The sequence below is a fragment of the Pseudomonas sp. GV085 genome (assembly GCF_003050925.1).
In the GTDB taxonomy this organism is placed as follows: Bacteria; Pseudomonadota; Gammaproteobacteria; order Pseudomonadales; family Pseudomonadaceae; genus Aquipseudomonas.
The window spans coordinates 698451-714520 of sequence record NZ_QAOV01000002.1 but is presented as its reverse complement, the minus strand read 5'-3'; the positions used below and the strand labels follow the sequence as shown (position 1 = coordinate 714520).

General features: G+C 62.1%; 17 protein-coding genes. 9 read left to right on the top strand and 8 right to left on the bottom strand.

The annotated features are described in order from the left end of the window. Nucleotide 1: 1 nt before the first annotated feature. Nucleotides 2–373, bottom strand: a complete 372-nt coding sequence (locus C8K63_RS07115) for a DUF3302 domain-containing protein (protein WP_108216048.1) — start codon at nucleotides 371–373, stop codon at nucleotides 2–4. 151 nt (nucleotides 374–524) lie between these two features. On the opposite strand from C8K63_RS07115, the gene C8K63_RS07110 reads away from it, so the two are divergent. Together C8K63_RS07110 and C8K63_RS07105 are read left to right on the top strand one after the other, a co-directional pair. Beyond that, a complete protein-coding gene (locus tag C8K63_RS07110; protein WP_108216047.1) occupies nucleotides 525–1187 on the top strand; it encodes a hypothetical protein in 663 nt (220 codons plus the stop codon). Nucleotides 1188–1264: 77 nt separating this feature from the next. After that, the gene (locus tag C8K63_RS07105) at nucleotides 1265–2347 is read left to right on the top strand and encodes a sterol desaturase family protein (protein ID WP_108216046.1); all 1083 of its coding nucleotides are present in this window, start codon (nucleotides 1265–1267) and stop codon (nucleotides 2345–2347) included. Nucleotides 2348–2491: 144 nt separating this feature from the next. On the opposite strand, the gene mug is transcribed toward C8K63_RS07105, so the two are convergent. Together mug and C8K63_RS07095 are read right to left on the bottom strand one after the other, a co-directional pair. Then, nucleotides 2492–3013: a G/U mismatch-specific DNA glycosylase gene (gene mug / locus C8K63_RS07100; protein ID WP_108216045.1), complete on the bottom strand. Its 522-nt coding sequence runs from the start codon at nucleotides 3011–3013 to the stop codon at nucleotides 2492–2494. Continuing rightward, a complete protein-coding gene (locus C8K63_RS07095; protein WP_108216044.1) occupies nucleotides 3006–3632 on the bottom strand; it encodes a TetR/AcrR family transcriptional regulator in 627 nt (208 codons plus the stop codon). The genes mug and C8K63_RS07095 overlap by 8 nt, the downstream gene beginning before the upstream one ends. A 260-nt stretch (nucleotides 3633–3892) precedes the next feature. Between C8K63_RS07095 and C8K63_RS07090 the strand changes: the two genes are divergently transcribed. The 5 genes from C8K63_RS07090 (at nucleotide 3893) to C8K63_RS07070 (ending at nucleotide 9993) form a co-directional block, all read left to right on the top strand. Beyond that, complete coding sequence (locus C8K63_RS07090) at nucleotides 3893–5029, top strand: HlyD family secretion protein (RefSeq protein ID WP_108216043.1); 1137 nt, start codon at nucleotides 3893–3895, stop codon at nucleotides 5027–5029. Then, nucleotides 5029–6525, top strand: a complete 1497-nt coding sequence (locus C8K63_RS07085; protein ID WP_108216042.1) for an MDR family MFS transporter — start codon at nucleotides 5029–5031, stop codon at nucleotides 6523–6525. The genes C8K63_RS07090 and C8K63_RS07085 overlap by 1 nt, the downstream gene beginning before the upstream one ends. 19 nt (nucleotides 6526–6544) lie before the next feature. Continuing rightward, nucleotides 6545–8023 (top strand): efflux transporter outer membrane subunit, encoded by a 1479-nt coding sequence (locus tag C8K63_RS07080; RefSeq protein WP_108216041.1) that lies wholly within the window; start codon nucleotides 6545–6547, stop codon nucleotides 8021–8023. Between the two features lie 23 nt (nucleotides 8024–8046). Beyond that, nucleotides 8047–8997, top strand: a complete 951-nt coding sequence (locus C8K63_RS07075) for an aldo/keto reductase (protein WP_108216040.1) — start codon at nucleotides 8047–8049, stop codon at nucleotides 8995–8997. Nucleotides 8998–9060: 63 nt separating this feature from the next. Beyond that, nucleotides 9061–9993, top strand: a complete 933-nt coding sequence (locus tag C8K63_RS07070) for a LysR family transcriptional regulator (protein ID WP_108216039.1) — start codon at nucleotides 9061–9063, stop codon at nucleotides 9991–9993. 56 nt (nucleotides 9994–10049) lie between these two features. On the opposite strand, the gene C8K63_RS07065 is transcribed toward C8K63_RS07070, so the two are convergent. Together C8K63_RS07065 and C8K63_RS07060 are read right to left on the bottom strand one after the other, a co-directional pair. After that, complete coding sequence (locus C8K63_RS07065) at nucleotides 10050–10322, bottom strand: DUF2790 domain-containing protein (RefSeq protein ID WP_108216038.1); 273 nt, start codon at nucleotides 10320–10322, stop codon at nucleotides 10050–10052. Between the two features lie 241 nt (nucleotides 10323–10563). Continuing rightward, entirely contained in the window at nucleotides 10564–11322 is a 759-nt protein-coding gene (locus C8K63_RS07060) for a DUF899 domain-containing protein (RefSeq protein ID WP_108216037.1), read from the bottom strand. A gap of 84 nt (nucleotides 11323–11406) precedes the next feature. Here C8K63_RS07060 and C8K63_RS07055 point away from each other — a divergent pair, with 84 nt between their 5' ends. Continuing rightward, a complete protein-coding gene (locus tag C8K63_RS07055) occupies nucleotides 11407–12627 on the top strand; it encodes a helix-turn-helix domain-containing protein (protein ID WP_108216036.1) in 1221 nt (406 codons plus the stop codon). Nucleotides 12628–12662: 35 nt separating this feature from the next. Next, nucleotides 12663–13295: a DUF5074 domain-containing protein gene (locus C8K63_RS07050; RefSeq protein WP_108216035.1), complete on the top strand. Its 633-nt coding sequence runs from the start codon at nucleotides 12663–12665 to the stop codon at nucleotides 13293–13295. 406 nt (nucleotides 13296–13701) lie between these two features. Here C8K63_RS07050 and C8K63_RS07045 read toward each other — a convergent pair whose 3' ends face one another. The 3 genes from C8K63_RS07045 to C8K63_RS07035 form a co-directional block, all read right to left on the bottom strand. Continuing rightward, nucleotides 13702–14562: a CAP domain-containing protein gene (locus C8K63_RS07045; protein ID WP_108216034.1), complete on the bottom strand. Its 861-nt coding sequence runs from the start codon at nucleotides 14560–14562 to the stop codon at nucleotides 13702–13704. A gap of 150 nt (nucleotides 14563–14712) precedes the next feature. After that, entirely contained in the window at nucleotides 14713–15342 is a 630-nt protein-coding gene (locus C8K63_RS07040) for a metalloregulator ArsR/SmtB family transcription factor (RefSeq protein ID WP_108216033.1), read from the bottom strand. A gap of 19 nt (nucleotides 15343–15361) precedes the next feature. Next, nucleotides 15362–15991 carry a hypothetical protein gene (locus C8K63_RS07035; protein ID WP_108216032.1) on the bottom strand — a complete coding sequence of 210 codons (630 nt, stop codon included), beginning with the start codon at nucleotides 15989–15991 and terminating at the stop codon, nucleotides 15362–15364. Nucleotides 15992–16070: the final 79 nt, after the last annotated feature.

Sequence of the window (16070 nt, the reverse complement as noted above, 5' to 3'; positions counted from 1 at the left end):
CTCAGATGCCCTCGCCGAGATTGTCCGTTGGCAGCCTGCCCGGTGCAGTGCCGGTTACCGCCTCGAGGCGTTCGATCCGCGCTTGCAGTTCGGCGACTTGTTGTTCGAGGTGAACCACATGGCTTTTTGCTGAATGTCCGTCACTGAAACCCCAACCCCGGTCCTCTCGATAGGCCATCGCCCAGATCCACAGGAACGGCCACAGCGCATGCAGGGTGAACAGGCTGACCCAGCCGGTGGCATGGATCGCATCCTGGTGAGGGTGGTTGCGGTGGACGGCAATTTCATAGGGGATGTCGTGGAGCAGGATGACCCCGTAGAACAAGATGAGCCCGACAAAGATCAGCAGGCCCAGCGCGAAGTAATCAAGCATGAATCACTCCTCTTGAAACAGGTGACGTGTGCGCAAGAGTGTAGCCGTTCAATCTACACTTGACGGGAACGCGGATGCCCAGCTTGAGCAACCGGCGGCTGGCCGAAGCGTTGACCGACATCGTGCAGGCACCCCCGGGCGAGGTGAAATCATGCAAACCACTGGTCAATTCGAAAGGGCGCCGGTACTTGACCCTGTCGAGCGCATTACCGAGGTGATCTTCGGCCTGCTGATGGCCATGACGTTCACCGGTACCATCAGCGTGTCTACGGCAGATCAGGCAGCCGAACGCACGATGATGATTGCCGCACTCGGTTGCAATCTCGCCTGGGGACTGGCCGATGCTGTCATGTACCTGTTGCGCGCACTGGTCGAGCGCACGCGCAGGATCAAGCTGTACCTCGCCCTGCGCAATGGCACGGACGCCGCGGTCGGCCAGGCGCTCGTTGCGCAAGTGTTGCCGGTGCAATTCGCGGCGGCGGCCGGCAGCGAGGGCCTGGAGTTGTTGCGCCGTCGGCTGCTCGAGCAGCCCCCCTTGCCGACCAGGGCGGGCCTGGACTGGAACGACTTCAAGGGTGCGCTCGGTGTTTTCCTGTTGGTCGTGTGCTCGACATTTCCGCTGGTGGTGCCGTTCATCCTGCTTGATCAGACGGCACTCGCCATCCGCCTGTCCAACCTGGTGGGCCTCGTGGTGCTGTTCATCGCCGGCTGGATGCTCGCCAGATACGCTGGCGCCACGCAATGGCAGGGTGGGGTGATCATGGCCGCCACGGGGGGCGTGCTGATCCTGGCAATCATTGCGCTCGGTGGCTGACAGCTGGTCATAATTCAACACACTAAAGACTCATTCTCATTTACTATTGCCCTTCCATTTACGTCGGGCAGCCTGGTATGGATGTTCTTGCCGCAATCCATCTTTATTTATCCCAGTGGGTGATCGAGCCGGTCACCCGGCAGTTCCTGGGCATTTTCGACTTCAACGGCAGACTCGGTCTATCCTTTCTCTGCATGTCTTACGGCGTCGCTTATTGCCTGTTCCGCCGGCGCAAATCCCGGGGCTTGACCGACGCGCGCTCGTTCGGCCAGTTCATCGGCGGCCGCCGGGTTTACCTGCACCGCTCGGCGCTGCTCGACTACCGCTATTACTTCGTACTCGCCATCCTCAAGGTTGCCCTGGTGTTGCCCATCGTCGGCCTGGTCGATCCGTATGTCTTGCGTTCAGCGGACTACATCGCGTTCTTCAGCCACCTGTGGGGCGCGCGCACGCAAGTGGAGGAACACCTGGCACTGACCCTGCTTTATGGGCTGGGCGTATTCCTGGTCAAGGATTTCAGCCATTACTGGGGCCATCGCGCTTTTCATTCGCGGTATCTGTGGGCCTTCCACAAAGTCCATCATTCGGCGCCCGTGCTGGTGCCGGCGACGGCCAGCCGCGTGCACTTTCTGGAAGAAGTCGTCGAAAAGCTCACGGACATCATCTGCGTCGGCGCCTTTGCCGGTGTCTTCTGGTACGCCTGCGGCGGGGAGATCAGCCGCTATACGCTGTTTGGCGTGACCTACATGGTGTTCATCTTCAATAGCCTGGCGGCCAACCTGCGCCACAGCCATGTCTGGTTTTCCTTCGGGCCGCTGCTTGAGCGGGTGCTGAGCAGCCCGGCGCAACACCAGATTCATCACAGCGATGCGCCGCGACACTTCAACAAGAACTTCGGCATCAATTTGTCATTGTGGGACTGGATGTTCGGCACGCTGTACGTCACCCGGTCCACACCCGAGGCCATTCAATACGGCACCGGGGAACAGGATCACGAGCGTTACCTGACGCTGCACGGTTTGATCGTCACGCCGTTTGTGGACATCACGCGCAAACTCCTCTCTGGGAAACGCGCGAAAGCACGGCCTGAAAGCGGATCTGATCCGTATTTTTCAGCGCAATCTGCCTCTGTAACGGATACAGCCACCAGCCCACAATAAATCTCCGGTACGGCAGCGCACGACGCCCCTGTACCGCCAATTCATAGTGTGGGAGGCCCCATGGCCAAGATGTCGATTTTTCTCGGCGGTTTTCTGCTGTTGACCATCCTGATCGGTATGCTTGCGACGATTCCGCCGACGTGATTACACCCGCTGTCGGTCGTCGACGGCCAGGCGCAGTTCGCGGTAGGCCGTGACCAGTTGCTCGAGACTGAACCCACGATTTCTGCCGCTGGGGTTGGGCAGGACCCAGACTGAGGCATTGCCGAAGGTTTTGGTTTGCAGGCCCCAGGCAATGTCGCGCTGATTGGACAGCGCGGCATACGCCGCCTTGCCCAGAAACGCCACGAAACGCGGCGCATGGCGTGCGATTTTCTGTTCGAAGGCCGCTGCCGCGGCGGTGAACTCGTACAGGGACAACTGATCCGCGCTGGCCGTCGGCCGTTCCACCACCGCGGTCAATCCGCATCGATAGCTCAAGATCGTCCGATCGTCTTCCGGTCGCACAAGCTCTGGGGTAAACCCGGCGAGGTGCAGCGTGCGCCAGAAACGATTGCCGCGCCCGGCAAAATGATGCCCCTGGGCGGCGGCCGTCATGCCGGGGTTGATGCCGCAGAAGATCACGGCCAACCGTCCGGCGAGGATATCTTCGAGCTTTTCACTCACCGCAGATCACTCTGATCGCCTGGCGTGCCAGCGCTGTCAGTTCGGCTCGGGATTTACCGGCCCGGGCACGGATCGAAATGCTGTGCAGCAGAGACGAGGCGAGCACGGCCAGGGCCGCCGGGTCTGCATCGCCTTTCAACTCGCCAGCATTTTTCGCCGCTTGCAGGCGAACTTCCAGATCGGCATCCAGCCGGCTCAACCGGTCGGACAGCACCTCGCGAATTTCCGGGTCTTCGACGGCTTCGGTGGTTGCCGTGCCGATGGCGAAGCAACCGCGGGGCTGGCCGTCGCCCGAGAAGTAAATCGATAACTGCCCCTCGTAGAAACGCTGCAAGGCCTCGGCCAACGGCAGCTCCAGGTCCGCCAGCGCCTCGTGCATGGACGCCGCGGCAAACTCCCAATATTGCTCCAGCGCTTTGATATAGAGCGCGTGCTTGTCGCCGAATGCTGCATAGAGGCTGGGGCGATTCATGCCGGCGGCGGTGGCGATGCTATCGAGCGACGCGCCGGAATAGCCGGTGTTCCAGAACACACCGAGTGCCTGTTGCAACGCTGTCTGCGGGTCGTAGGCGCGAGGGCGGCCGCGGACTTTGCCCTCTGTCGATTTATTTTGTGCCATGTCGTACAAAATCCTTGTAGGAGGGTGGATCGAGGGATATTCTTACACCATCGCACAAAATTAAGGAATCAGAAATTCCTTGTTCCAGGGTTTGTTGTAGCCGAGCGCGAACTGAGTGTTGCGGCGACGAAACCGACGCGCCGGGAGCGATCCTCCTGACCGCGCACGGGCTTGTTTCTTTCCAGCATTTATTGACCTGCGGGCCGCCGGCGCTTGTTGCCGACGCCGGCCCGATTACCCGGCTAAAGGTGAACTCGATCATGACCAAACAGTTCGATATCCCGGCTTCGCAGACCTTCGAGCACCCAGGCCCAAACCCGGCTGACTCGCGTATCAACAAACCACTGAAACAGAGGTTGCGCCCCTGGCTGATGGTGGGTGTTCCCATCCTCTTCGCAGCGTTGGGCTATACCCACTACGTGTCGGGGCAGGCTTTTGTCTCGACCGACAACGCTTACGCCCGGGTGGCGAAGGCGTCGATCAATGCGCGGATCTCCGGGCAAGTGGTAGAGATTGCCGTCGAAGACAATCAGCAGGTCCACAAGGGCCAGGTGCTGTTTCGGATCGACCCGAAACCGTTCCAGATCGCCGTCGACCGCGCGCAAGCACAACTGGGCGTGGCGCGCCTGCGTATCGATGGGCTCAAGGCCAGCTATCGCCAGCAACAGGCGGAACTGCAATCGGCGAAAGCGTCGGCTGACTTCGACCAAAAGGATTTTGCCCGCAAGAAAGCCCTGGTCGCCTCCGAGTTCGTGTCGAAATCGATTTACGAACGGGCCGACACCGACGTGAAGGTGGCGCGGCAACGGATCGCGTCCATCGAACAACAGATCGCCAGTACCGTGGTCGCCTTGAACGGCAATCCGGACATCGATGCCGATAGTCACCCGACGGTTCGCGAGGCCAGGGCGCAGCTCGACGAGGCGCAGTTGTACCTCTCGTACACCACGGTGTATGCGCCGCAGGATGGCATCGTGGCCAAGGTCGACGACCTGCAGGTGGGCAACTACGTGAATAACGGCGCGCCGGCCTTTGCCTTGCTGTCCGGTCACGAGATCTGGATCGAGGCCAACTTCCGCGAGACCGATGTGACCCACATGCGCCCGGGCCAGGAAGCCACCATCCGCATCGATACCTACCCGGATCGGGTGTTCAAGGCCCACGTCACCAGCATGAGCCCGGGGGCCGGCTCGGATTTCGCGCTGCTGCCGCCGGAAAATGCGACCGGCAACTGGGTCAAGGTCACGCAGCGGGTGCCGGTACGGCTTGAGCTCGACGAAATGGACCCGGCGCTGCCGCTGTTCTCCGGGACCAGCGCCACGGTGCGGATCGACACCCGCTTTCGCAGCCCCTGGTGGCATCCGCTCAAGGCGTTATTGACCGCAGGTAACTACTGATGAACGCCCAATCGGTGGTAAGCCCCGGTGGGGAGGGCGCGCGCTCGCTCAGGTTCGCCGCCTTGCTTGCGACCTACATGCAGTCGGCGAACCTGCCGCTGCCGAACGCGGCACTCAGGTTGATTCAGGGCAGCCTGTCGATGAGCGACGATCAGGCTGGGTGGATATTCACCTCGTACCTGGCCGCGAGTGCGATCAGCATGCCGCTCGCGCAGTGGCTGGCCGGGCGCTTTGGCTTGAAGCTCGTGTATCAGGCGGCACTGGCCGTGTTTGTCCTTGGCTTGTTGCTCGCCACGGTGGCGACGACGCCGCTGGAGTTCGTGGGGGCGCGCATCATTCAAGGCATCGCCAGTGGCGTGCTGGCGCCGCTGTCGATGGCGATTGCCGTGGAAACCTTGCCGCTGGACAAGCGGGCTACGTTTGGCGCGAGGTGGACGGCCATTGTGCTGTTCGGCATCGTCAGCGGCCCGAGCATTGGCGGCTGGATCGCCGAACATTTTGGCTGGCGGCCGATGTTCTACCTCAGCGTGCCACTGTCGGCGTTTATCTTCCTGGTGGCGGCGCTGTTGCTGACCGAGAAGAAGGCCGAGAAACCTCCGGCGTTCGATTTCTTCGGTTTTGGCACCTTCACCCTCGGCCTGATCAGCCTGCAAATGCTGCTCGACCGGGGGGAGCGCCTGGACTGGTTCGCTTCGCCCGAGATCTGGCTCGAAGCCGTGGCGGCTGCGTTGGGGGCCTACCTGTTCGTGGTGCATGTGCTGACCTCAAAGGTGCATTTCCTCAACAAGCGCCTGCTCAAGGACCGCAACTTCGTGTTGTCGACGGTGATCTTTTTCGCCCTCGGTTTCGTGCTGTTGTCGACCATGGCCCTGACGTCGCCGATGCTGGATGAGATTCTCGGCTATCCGCCGGACACCACCGGCGCCTTGACGATTCCCCGTGGCATTGGCCTGGTTGGCGCTTTTCTGTTGATGGGGCGACTGCCCGAGCGCTTCGACCGGCGCCTCTTCGTGGCCGCCGGTATCGCCATCGTGGTTTATGCCAACTGGCTGATGCTCGGTTATTCGCCGCTGATGGACGAGTGGCCCGTGGCGGTCGCCGGTGCGCTCCAGGGCGCGGGCCTGGGCATCCTGATGCCGGCGGTGAGCAAGGTCGCATTCAGTACGCTCGACCCCGCGCTGCGCCCCGAAGGCACCGGCCTGTTCAACCTGGCCCGGGTCTACGGCAGCACGCTGGGCGTGGCGATCGTGCAACTGTTCTTCTTCAACAACACCCAGGCGATGCACATGGCGTTGGCCAGCCACCTGACGCCGTACCGCGCCGCTGCGCATTCGCTGGCCTCGGCGCCGTTGCAGGTGCTGGGCGGGCTCAACGAAATGATCACCGGCCAGGCCGCGTTCATCGCCGTGATCGACCAGTTCAAGATCCTGATGGTGGTGATGCTGGTGGTGAGCCCGCTGGTGTTGTTCCTTCGCAAGCCCGTTGCGGCCAATTAGTGTTCGTGGAGTGTGCCAAATGAATTCTTATGCGCGGGTCATCAACCGCTATCTGCTGCAAACGAAATTCGCGGCGTTGTCGCTGCTTGCCATCCTGACGGCCTGCACCGTTGGCCCCGACTATCAAGCACCGGCGGCGAGTGCGTCGCAGCACTATGACCCACAGGCCGAGCAGCGTCTGGCTCATGGTGCCGACCCACGCATTGAACTGGGCAAGAAGGTCAGTGGCGACTGGTGGACGGCCTTTCGCTCGCAGAAGCTCGATCGCGTGGTTCGTCGTGCCATCGACGGCAACCTGGATCTGGTGGCCGCCGATGCCACGATCCGGCAAGCCGCGTCTTCTGTGGCGGCGGCGCAGGGTGCGCTGTATCCGCAGGTCGATTTCGCTGCCGTGGCCGGCCGTCAGCGGCTGCACAACACCAGGGAACCCTCCATCGCCAATTTCTATGCGATTGGGCCGCGGATGGGGTTCGACCTTGATGTGTTCGGCGGCAACAAGCGACTGGTTGAACAACAGCAGGCGTTGGCCGACCTGCAAAAACACCGCTACGAAGCGGCGTACCTGACCCTGACCGGCAACGTCGCCAGCCAGGCGTTGCTGGTGGCCTCCGCCAACGCGCAGATACAGGCCGTGGAAAAGCTGCTGGCCAATGACGCGAGGAACCTTGAACTGGTGCGCATGGCCCACCTCAATGGCAGCACCACGCAGATCGATGTGTCGCTGGCCGAGACCCGTCTCGCGCAGGACCGCACGCTGTTGCCGCCCCTCGCTCAGCAGCGCGATGCCGCACGCCACGCACTGTCGATCCTGACGGGGAAGGGACCGGCGGACTGGATCGCTCCCGACTTCGACTTGAGCGAGTTTGCCTTGCCGTCGAACATGCCGGTGAGCCTGCCTTCGGAAATGGCCCACGACCGGCCGGATGTGCTGCAAGCCGAGGCTCAGCTGCACATGGCCAGCGCAGCGGTGGGCGTGGCGACGGCGAACCTCTATCCCCATGTCACGCTGTCAGCGTCCCTGGCACAGGCGGCTTCCGGCAATGGCGGCGCGGCACTCTGGGGTTTCGCTGCCGGGTTGGCCGGGCCGCTTTTCGATGGCGGCACGCTCAAGGCTGAACAACAAGCTGCCGTCGACGGCTACAAGGCGACGCTCGCTGGTTACCAGCAAACGGTCATCACCTCGTTCGGCCAGGTCGCCGACACCTTGCAGGCGATCAACCATGACGCCGAGGAACACCAGGCCCAGACCGACGCATTGCGCGCGGCCGAAACCAGTTTGCAGTTGAACCAGCAAGCCTTCGCGCAAGGCGAGAACAGCATTCTCCAGGTCCTGGAAGCGGAGCGTGCCTACGAGCAGGCACTGCTGGGACAGATCCGCGTGAAAACCGCGCAGTACCTCGACACCGTGCAGCTGTTCATTGCGCTGGGCGGCAACTCCGTCGGTGCCTTCGAGCAACGCGTGGCGTCGGGCGACGGGCAGAAACCTTCGTATCAATAATGGCTGCGGCCTGGAGTAATGACATGACTTATGAAGCCTTTCACGACGGACTGCGCGATACCGGATTCCTGCTCAACCATGGGGCGGTCGAGATGCCGGCGGTTGGGTTCGGTACGTTGTTCCGCGATCTCGCCACCACGACTGAAGCGGTGAAGGAGGCGCTGGCCGCCGGTTTCCGCCATTTCGATTGCGCCGAGCGTTATCGCAACGAAGCGCAGGTTGGCATTGCATTGAAGGCAGTGCAGGCGGAGGGCAAGATCCGTCGCGAAGACCTGTTCATCACCACCAAACTGTGGAACACCAACCATCGTCCCGAGCGTGTCGAACCCGCGTTCGAAGCCAGTTGCCAACGTCTGCAAGTGGACTACATCGACTGCTACCTGATCCACACGCCGTTTGCCTTTCAACCCGGCGACAACCAGGACCCGAGGGACGAGCAGGGCAATGTCATCTACGACAGCGGCGTGACGCTGATCGAGACGTGGCGGGCGCTTGAGCGGCTGGTGGATGAGGGGCGGGCGAGGTCCATTGGGGTGTCCGATATCACGCTGGAGGCGCTGAAGGTGCTGGTTGCCGACGCCCGGATAAAACCCGCCGTGGTGCAGGTCGAGTCCCACCCTTACTTGCCGGAGTGGGAGTTGCTGGAGTTCTGCAAAGAGCACGGGATTATCCTGCTGGCGTTTGCGCCATTGGGGCATGGCATGGAACCGAATGTGCTGCAGGACCCGGTGCTTGTCGGCATCGCCCGGCGCGTGCAGAAAACCCCGGCCCAAGTGGCGCTGGCCTGGTCGGTACAACGTGGGGTAGCGTTCCTGACCACCTCGGCAACGCCGAGCCATATCCGGGAAAACATCGATATCTCGACCTTGCCGCTCAGGGCCATGATTGAGATTCAACAAGACATCACAACCCGTATACGCTTCAACTCGGTGGTTGAAACCGGTGTGCCTGGATTCATTGCGCGCAAAAAGTAATGCCTGACGTCAGGGCGGCCCGTCACGGGGCCGTCCTGTTTGCCTATCCCTTGAGGTGAAACGATGGACGTTTTCCAGACCCTGCGCTGTTTCACGGCGGTCGCCCAAAGCGGCAGCTTCACGGCAGCGGCCGCGATGCTGGACACCACCACGACCAACGTTTCAAAAGCCGTTTCCAGCCTGGAGGCCCGGCTGCAAACGCGGCTGATCAACCGCACCACCCGGCGCCTGGCACTGACTGAGGCCGGCGTGCGCTATTTGCAGCGCTGCGAGCGGATTCTGCAGGACATACGCGAGGCCGATGAAGAGGCGGGCACGGCTCAGGTCATGCCCGCCGGCCGGCTGAAAATCCATGCCATGTCGGCCATCGGCAACCATTACGTGATCGGTGCCATCGCCCGCTACCGGGAAACCTATCCTTCGGTTCTGTTTGACCTGACCGTGACCAATCGGCTGCCGGATTTGCTCGAGGAAGGCTATGACATGTCGATCGTGCTGGCGCGGGACCTGCCCGATTCCGGATTCGTCGCCCAGCGGCTGGGTATCACCTACAGCATTCTCTGCGCCTCGCCGGCGTACCTGAGCAAACGCGGGGCTCCCGAATCGCCGGGTGAGCTTGGCGGCCATGATTGCCTGCGAATCGTCAACACGGTCATGCCGGCGCAGAACTGGGTATTTGAAGGCCCGCAGGGGATAGAAACGTTCAGCACACCGGTGTCGCCCTTTCACGTCAACACGGCTGACGCCATGACATTCGCGATCAAGAACGGGATGGGGATTGGCATTCAACCGATTGCTTCGGCCGTCGAAGGCCTGCGAGCGGGGACGTTGGTGCGGGTATTGCCGGGGTATCGGCTTGAGGAACTGAACCTGTTTGCGATCTACCCGTCACGCAAGTTCGTGGATGCAAAAATAAAAACCTGGGTGGAATTTCTGAAGCATTCCATTCCGGGTTTGCTCGCCTCTGATGAAAAAATTGTCGGTGCATCTGTGTAGCGATGTGGCTGGCGCTGTACGCATGGAGTGTCGACCCTCCATCGTCCATACAGTGTTCAACCGTTCGAGCATCCGGTGCCCATCACTTGATACTCAATGGTGCGACGTTGACCCTGGGAATCTTCATAGGTCATGCGCGCCGGGACCGGTCCGCATTCATCGGCGACTTGCGAGACTTCGATGACGCGCTTGATATCGAGCCTGGTGCCGTAGGTGTAGGTTTCAAGCGGCGTCTGGCCGGTGGCGGCAGTCGAGTGGCTGTCGTCTGCAAAGGCCTGGGCACCGGCGGTGCCAAGGGCAACAAAGAGTGCGATGTTCAACAGTTTCATGATTTCACCTCGTGGTTCAAGCGTTGTCCTGCAAGGGTATTCAGCCTTGTGAGCGGGTTGCATCTGATTGGGTTTGCTCACTTGGGTAGAGCCGATATTAGGCGTTTGGCGGGGGCGCAAATATCGGCTCGCGGGATAAACACTGTTGCCGGATCGCTCATGAATCGAGGGGAATTAGTTGACGGCGTCGGTGGACAAACTGGCGGACGTCTTCATCAGCGGTCAGTGACACCGCTGGCGCTCACTGGTACTCATCATGCCGACGCCACCAGGGCCCCGTTTCATTGCGCCCCTTGGGTGCGCGGTCGAGCCATTGGTACATGCCCCACAATCCGTCCAAGCCCCGGGCGTAGGTGGAATAGGTGTGATAGATCTCGCCGTCTTCCAGCACAAACGTACTCAGTCCTGGCCTGTCGCGGGTATAGGTCGGCGCATCGGTGCCACAGGTTGCGGCGAACTGTTTCACCGGTTCCGGAACTTCACTGGCGTCCATGGCATGGCCGCCGCGCTGGTAGTTGTACTCGACCAGCCCTTCACGCTGCTGCGCTTCGGTGAAGTAAACGTTGAAGTCGGCGGTGAAGTCGCTGTCGGCGGCCGAGGCCCAGGGGAAGGTCCAGCCCATTCGGCGCTTGTAGGCCTGCAGTTTCGCCAACGGCGCGCGGGATATGGCCATCAGGGTCACGTCGTGGTTTGCCAGGTGGACGACGATGGGGTCGAAACTATCGGCGATGGCTGAGCAGGACGGGCAGCCGGCCGTGTAGTCGGGCCCGAACATGAAGTGGTAGACCAGCAGTTGCGAGCGTCCTTGAAAGAGCTCGGCCAGGGTTGCGCTGCCGTTGTCGGTATCGAAACGGTACGTCTTGTCGACGCGAACCCAGGGCAATGCCTGGCGTTGCCTGGCCACTTCATCGCTGCGTCGGGTCAGGGCCTTTTCCGCTTCGAGCAGTTGCAAGCGTGCTGCCAGCCATTGTTCCCGGGTCGCGGTATTGTGCGTGTTCATCGTTGTACGCTCCTGGTGAAAGGTCGTGATTTAGACTAAACCCGGGTATCGAATGAGGGGAGTGACAAGTGTGGCGGGATTGCGATGGACTCGATGATCATGGCAGCCGCACAGGCGCTGGCGGCGGGCAATCCGCTGGGCGCACTGGACCGTGTGGCCTTGCGCGACGATGCGCCGGCGCTGGCCCTGCGCGGTATCGCCATGGCGCAACTGGGCGACCTGGTGCGGGCCCGGGCGCTGGTCAAGCGTGCGCAACGGGCCTTTGCGCCCGGGGAAGTGCTGGCCCGTGCGCGCTGTGTGGTGGCCGAGGCCGAAATCGCCCTGGCTTCGCGGGAACTCGGGTGGCCGGTCAAGGCGCTCGAAACGGCGCGGGTCACCCTTGAACACCACGGTGATCGGGTCAATGCCGCCCATGCGCGGTATCTGCAAATCCGCCGGTTGCTGCTGATTGGTCAGCTCGATGAGGCGCAGCAGCGATTGGCCGAACTCGATCCCGGGCCATTGCCGCCGGCATTGCGTGCGACCCATGAACTGGTACTGGCGGGTATTGCCATTCGACGCCTGCAATCGAACGCGGCACGGGACGCATTGACCAGGGCCGGGCAAGCGGCTGGTCAAGCGGGGATTGCCGCGCTGATGGCCGAGGTCGAACACGCTGCGCGCCTGCTCGATGCCCCCGCGGCACGCCTGATTGCCCAGGGTGAGGCACGGCCGCTGTTGCTCGGTGAAGTTCAAGCGTTGCTCGGTTCCACGTCGCTGGTGGTGGATGCCTGCCGGTACGCTGTGCGTGGCTGTGGCATGTCGGTGTCGCTCGCGACGCGGCCGATTCTGTTCATGCTTGCCCGAGCGTTGGCCGAAGCGTGGCCCGCCGACGTAGCGCGGGAAACGCTGATCGCGCGGGCGTTCCGCTTGAAGCTCTCGGATGAATCCCATCGCGCCCGGCTTCGCGTGGAAATCGGCAGGTTGCGTCAGGCACTCAAGCCCTTGGCCGGCATCACCGCGACGGCTCGCGGTTTTGCCCTGCAATCACCGGTGTGTACGCAGGTGGTGACGCTGGCGCCGCCGGTCGAGGAAAAGTTTGCCGCGGTATTTGCCTGCCTCGCCGATGGCGAGTCGTGGTCGAGCTCCGCCCTGGCATTGGCGCTGGGCACCAGCCAGCGCACGGTACAGCGCACACTCGATACACTGGCAGAGGAGGGCAAGGTGCAATGGTTTGGCCGTGGTCGCGCGCGGCGCTGGATGACGCCGCCCGTGCCGGGATTCGCGACGACCTTGTTACTCCCGGTGCCGCCGCCCGGTGGCTAGGATGAACGCCACCAACCCCAATGAGGAATGCCGGAATGAAACACGCAACTGCTGAGATCATTCGTGAATATGGCCCGTTTGCCGATGTCGACCATGTGTGCGGCGTCACCTGGGACGGCGAAAAGGTCTGGTTCGCCAGCAACAGCAAAATCAACGCCCTGGACCCGGAAAGCGGCAAGGTGCTGAGCTCGATCGATGTCGCTGCCCATGCCGGCACCGCGTTCGATGGCGAGCATCTGTTCCAGATCGCCGAAGACCGCATCGACAAAATCGACCCCCGCACCGGCCGTATCCTCGCCACGATTCCCGCCCCCGGCGCAGGCACCGATTCGGGACTGACCTGGGCCGAAGGGACGTTGTGGGTGGGCCAGTACCGCGAACGCAAGATCCACCAGATCGATCCCGAGACCGGCAAGATCCTGCGCACCATCGAATCCAACCGTTTCGTTACCGGCGTGACCTGGGTGGACGGCGCGCTGTGGCACGGTACGTGGGAAGGCGATGAAAGCGAGCTGCGCAGGATCGATCCGCAATCGGGCGAAGTGCTGCAGAGCCTGACAATGCCCGAAGGCGTGGGCGTGTCGGGGCTGGAGTCCGATGGCGGCGAGCGGTTGTTCTGCGGTGGCGGCGATAGCGGCAAGGTGAGGGTGGTGCGTCGGCCTGCCTGAGGCACCGATGTTGGATGTGCCATGTAACGCCATCCCTGGATCGATAGTATTTTTCCGTCCTGCCATGTTTTCTGCTGGTCGAAATCGGTCTAAAAGCCTGGTTGGCAATCGTGCCTGTTTTGCTATCCTCAACCTTGTAGGTGAAGACGCAGACTGATGCGCAAAAGGATAGCAAGGAGACGTGGGGCGCGTTCCGAAGGGTACACGGTTAGAAAGATCCCCGCGCTGGGATCCAGCCCTTATGCCGTGTGAAGCAGAAGAGTTCCAAGACAGATTCACGGCTCTTTTGTGGGAGGCCTGATAAACCTTGTAAGCCGGAGACCAGCGCCGGCCACCTACTTCACTCACCCGCGAGCCCGCCCAGTGCGGGCTTTTTAATGCCCGCAAGGTGGGTCTGGTCAGCGCCTCAGGGCGCGCCAAACAGCATCGTCCAGTAAACACCGTTGTCGCTGCGGGCGTTGGCGGCATAAGCGGCACCGACCTGGGTGAACATCGGGTTCATCAGGTTGGCGCAGTGCCCGGGGCTGGCGAGCCAGCCGGCCATGGCCTTGCTCGGGGAGCCTTGCCCGGCGGCGATGTTTTCACCGATCTGCCGACCACGGTAGCCGGCAGCCCTGGCGCGGTCGTAGGGCATGTCGCCGTCGGGGTCCTGGTGGGCGAAATAGTTGCCATAGGCCATGGCCTTGCTATGGCCCTGGGCGGCGGCGCCGAGGGAGGCGTTCCAGGTCAGCGGCCGCGCGGCCCCGAAGCGCTGGCGACCACACAGGCGCGGCCTTGCCCGGGCTGCGTTGACCTGCGCCAGCAACGCCTGGCCGGCGTTGCGTGGATCACCGGTCTGCCCGTCGAGCACCGGCCGCGCCAGCACCACTTGCCACTCACTCCCGACGCGGCTGACGCCGATGTCGGCGTATTGATTGTCGAGCAGTGCGGCGCAGTGTTCGTCCTGGAACATATCGAAGGCTTCTTCGGCATCCCGTGCACCCACTACGCGGATAGAGCGCACCATGGTTGCCTGATAACCGGAAGCCTTTAACCGGTCCCGCAACCCACCGCCATAGCCAACGGGCAAGGCCAGGTTCGACTTGAGCGTCAGGGGTGATAAACGTTGCGTCGGTCGTCGATCGCAGCGTTGCGGATGGGCGCGATAGTCGTTGATGGCATCGACCAGTTGCCGTTGCCCATCGGCGTGGGCGGAGCTGGCAAAAACGGGGAGCAGGGAAAACAGGCACAGCGAAGAAAAGCGCAAGGCAACGGCGGTTTGGCGCATGGGGCGGGCAACTCGGAAGAGATGACGACGATAGGAGTGGGGGGAAAGCGCTGGGTATGACTGGTGACTCGACACAAGGTTCACGGCGGACAAGCAACTACCTGTTGTCCAACCGATGCGTTCGAGGAAGGATAAGGAGTGGTGCGCCGTTTAAACGGGATCCTGGTCCTCTCTCGGTCGCAGCCTGAAACGACAGACATGCCCGCCACGCACCATGCATTCGCTGTGCTCGACTTCACCGCCGCCCAGCGTGCCGATCAAGGCCAGGTCCAGTTGGCAGACCACCGGGTGGGCAGCGGCCAGGCGATGGAAGACGCAGTTATGCGCGACGATTTCCGGGGTGCCTCCCGAGCGAAAAAACACCTCGGCCTCGTAGCCTGTCTGGTTCATGTGCTGGACGATTCTGGCTTCGTCCACGACCTGTTGTTCCAGGTCCGAAGCCAGCTTGCGGCCCATGCTGCGCATCAGCGTGGCCAGGGCTTCGGGGCCGATGATGGCGGCGACTTCATCAATCAATACGCTGGCCAGTAGCTGATAGTGGCGAGGGAACTGCTCCCGCGCGTGGTCGGTGAGCCGATACAGCTGCTCCGGACGACGACCCGTCGGACGGGTGTCGCCGCGCAGCACCAGTCCGTCACGCTCCAGCGCGGCCAAATGTTGGCGGATCGCCGTGCGCGTGACGGCCAGATGTTCAGCCAACTCGTCAATGCTCATGCCGCCCGCATGGTGCAGTAGCGCATTGAGCAGGTCCTGCTGTGTTCGGCCCAGTCCTTCCAGCATGGGATGCCCTCGCGCGATATCAGAACTTGTCAGGGAACTGCTTGACCAGCGCGGCGGTCAGCGCGTCGGCAAGGGCCTGGATGTGCGTGCGCATCATCGCCCAGGTGCGGGCTTCGCCGGCGTAATCGTGTGCGGCAAACTCATCGATCTGGGCGATGTGGTGACCGCCATGGGCCGACAGCATGTTGACCAGTGTGGCTTCAGGCAGATTGGGGTTGGCGGTGGCCAGGAAAGCCGCAATCGCCTTGGCATTGCTGGTCAGCTCGGCGACGGCAGCCTGCTTGCCCTTGGCGTCTTTCGCGACAGTGGCATCGCTGTAGTGTTTCACCGCGCCCCAGTGACCGGCCAGCAGCTTGAGCAGTTGATCCGCCGCCGGTTGGCCGTAGAGCGGGGCGATGCTGTTGGCGATTTTGGTCGCATTGTCGACGACCTGGTCCGCCGCGACTTTGGCTTGCTTTTTATCGGCGGATTGATTGGCCAACGCGTAGTTTCTGATCCAGAAAATGTGTTCGACCCAAAGGTCTCGCTCGGCCAGGCGCGTGGTCAGCGCGGGGCTGTCGACAGCGGCAGGCGAGGCGGCGGGCGTTTGGCTCCAGACCGGTTGCGCACACAAAGCCAGCAGGAGCAAAGCCAGGGTTTTGATATTCATGACGGGACCCTCTGAGAGTGGGAACGTTCGACAATATCAATATAGACATAAAAATATGTTTTTATTGGCTCGCAGAAAA

Coding starts and splice junctions, on each gene's coding strand:
- C8K63_RS07115 (WP_108216048.1), bottom strand. CDS start 373: ATGCTTGATTACTTCGCGCTGGGCCTGCTGATCTTTGTCGGGCTCATC.
- C8K63_RS07110 (WP_108216047.1), top strand. CDS start 525: ATGCAAACCACTGGTCAATTCGAAAGGGCGCCGGTACTTGACCCTGTC.
- C8K63_RS07105 (WP_108216046.1), top strand. CDS start 1,265: ATGGATGTTCTTGCCGCAATCCATCTTTATTTATCCCAGTGGGTGATC.
- C8K63_RS07095 (WP_108216044.1), bottom strand. CDS start 3,632: ATGGCACAAAATAAATCGACAGAGGGCAAAGTCCGCGGCCGCCCTCGC.
- C8K63_RS07090 (WP_108216043.1), top strand. CDS start 3,893: ATGACCAAACAGTTCGATATCCCGGCTTCGCAGACCTTCGAGCACCCA.
- C8K63_RS07085 (WP_108216042.1), top strand. CDS start 5,029: ATGAACGCCCAATCGGTGGTAAGCCCCGGTGGGGAGGGCGCGCGCTCG.
- C8K63_RS07080 (WP_108216041.1), top strand. CDS start 6,545: ATGAATTCTTATGCGCGGGTCATCAACCGCTATCTGCTGCAAACGAAA.
- C8K63_RS07075 (WP_108216040.1), top strand. CDS start 8,047: ATGACTTATGAAGCCTTTCACGACGGACTGCGCGATACCGGATTCCTG.
- C8K63_RS07070 (WP_108216039.1), top strand. CDS start 9,061: ATGGACGTTTTCCAGACCCTGCGCTGTTTCACGGCGGTCGCCCAAAGC.
- C8K63_RS07065 (WP_108216038.1), bottom strand. CDS start 10,322: ATGAAACTGTTGAACATCGCACTCTTTGTTGCCCTTGGCACCGCCGGT.
- C8K63_RS07060 (WP_108216037.1), bottom strand. CDS start 11,322: ATGAACACGCACAATACCGCGACCCGGGAACAATGGCTGGCAGCACGC.
- C8K63_RS07055 (WP_108216036.1), top strand. CDS start 11,407: ATGGACTCGATGATCATGGCAGCCGCACAGGCGCTGGCGGCGGGCAAT.
- C8K63_RS07050 (WP_108216035.1), top strand. CDS start 12,663: ATGAAACACGCAACTGCTGAGATCATTCGTGAATATGGCCCGTTTGCC.
- C8K63_RS07045 (WP_108216034.1), bottom strand. CDS start 14,562: ATGCGCCAAACCGCCGTTGCCTTGCGCTTTTCTTCGCTGTGCCTGTTT.
- C8K63_RS07040 (WP_108216033.1), bottom strand. CDS start 15,342: ATGCTGGAAGGACTGGGCCGAACACAGCAGGACCTGCTCAATGCGCTA.
- C8K63_RS07035 (WP_108216032.1), bottom strand. CDS start 15,991: ATGAATATCAAAACCCTGGCTTTGCTCCTGCTGGCTTTGTGTGCGCAA.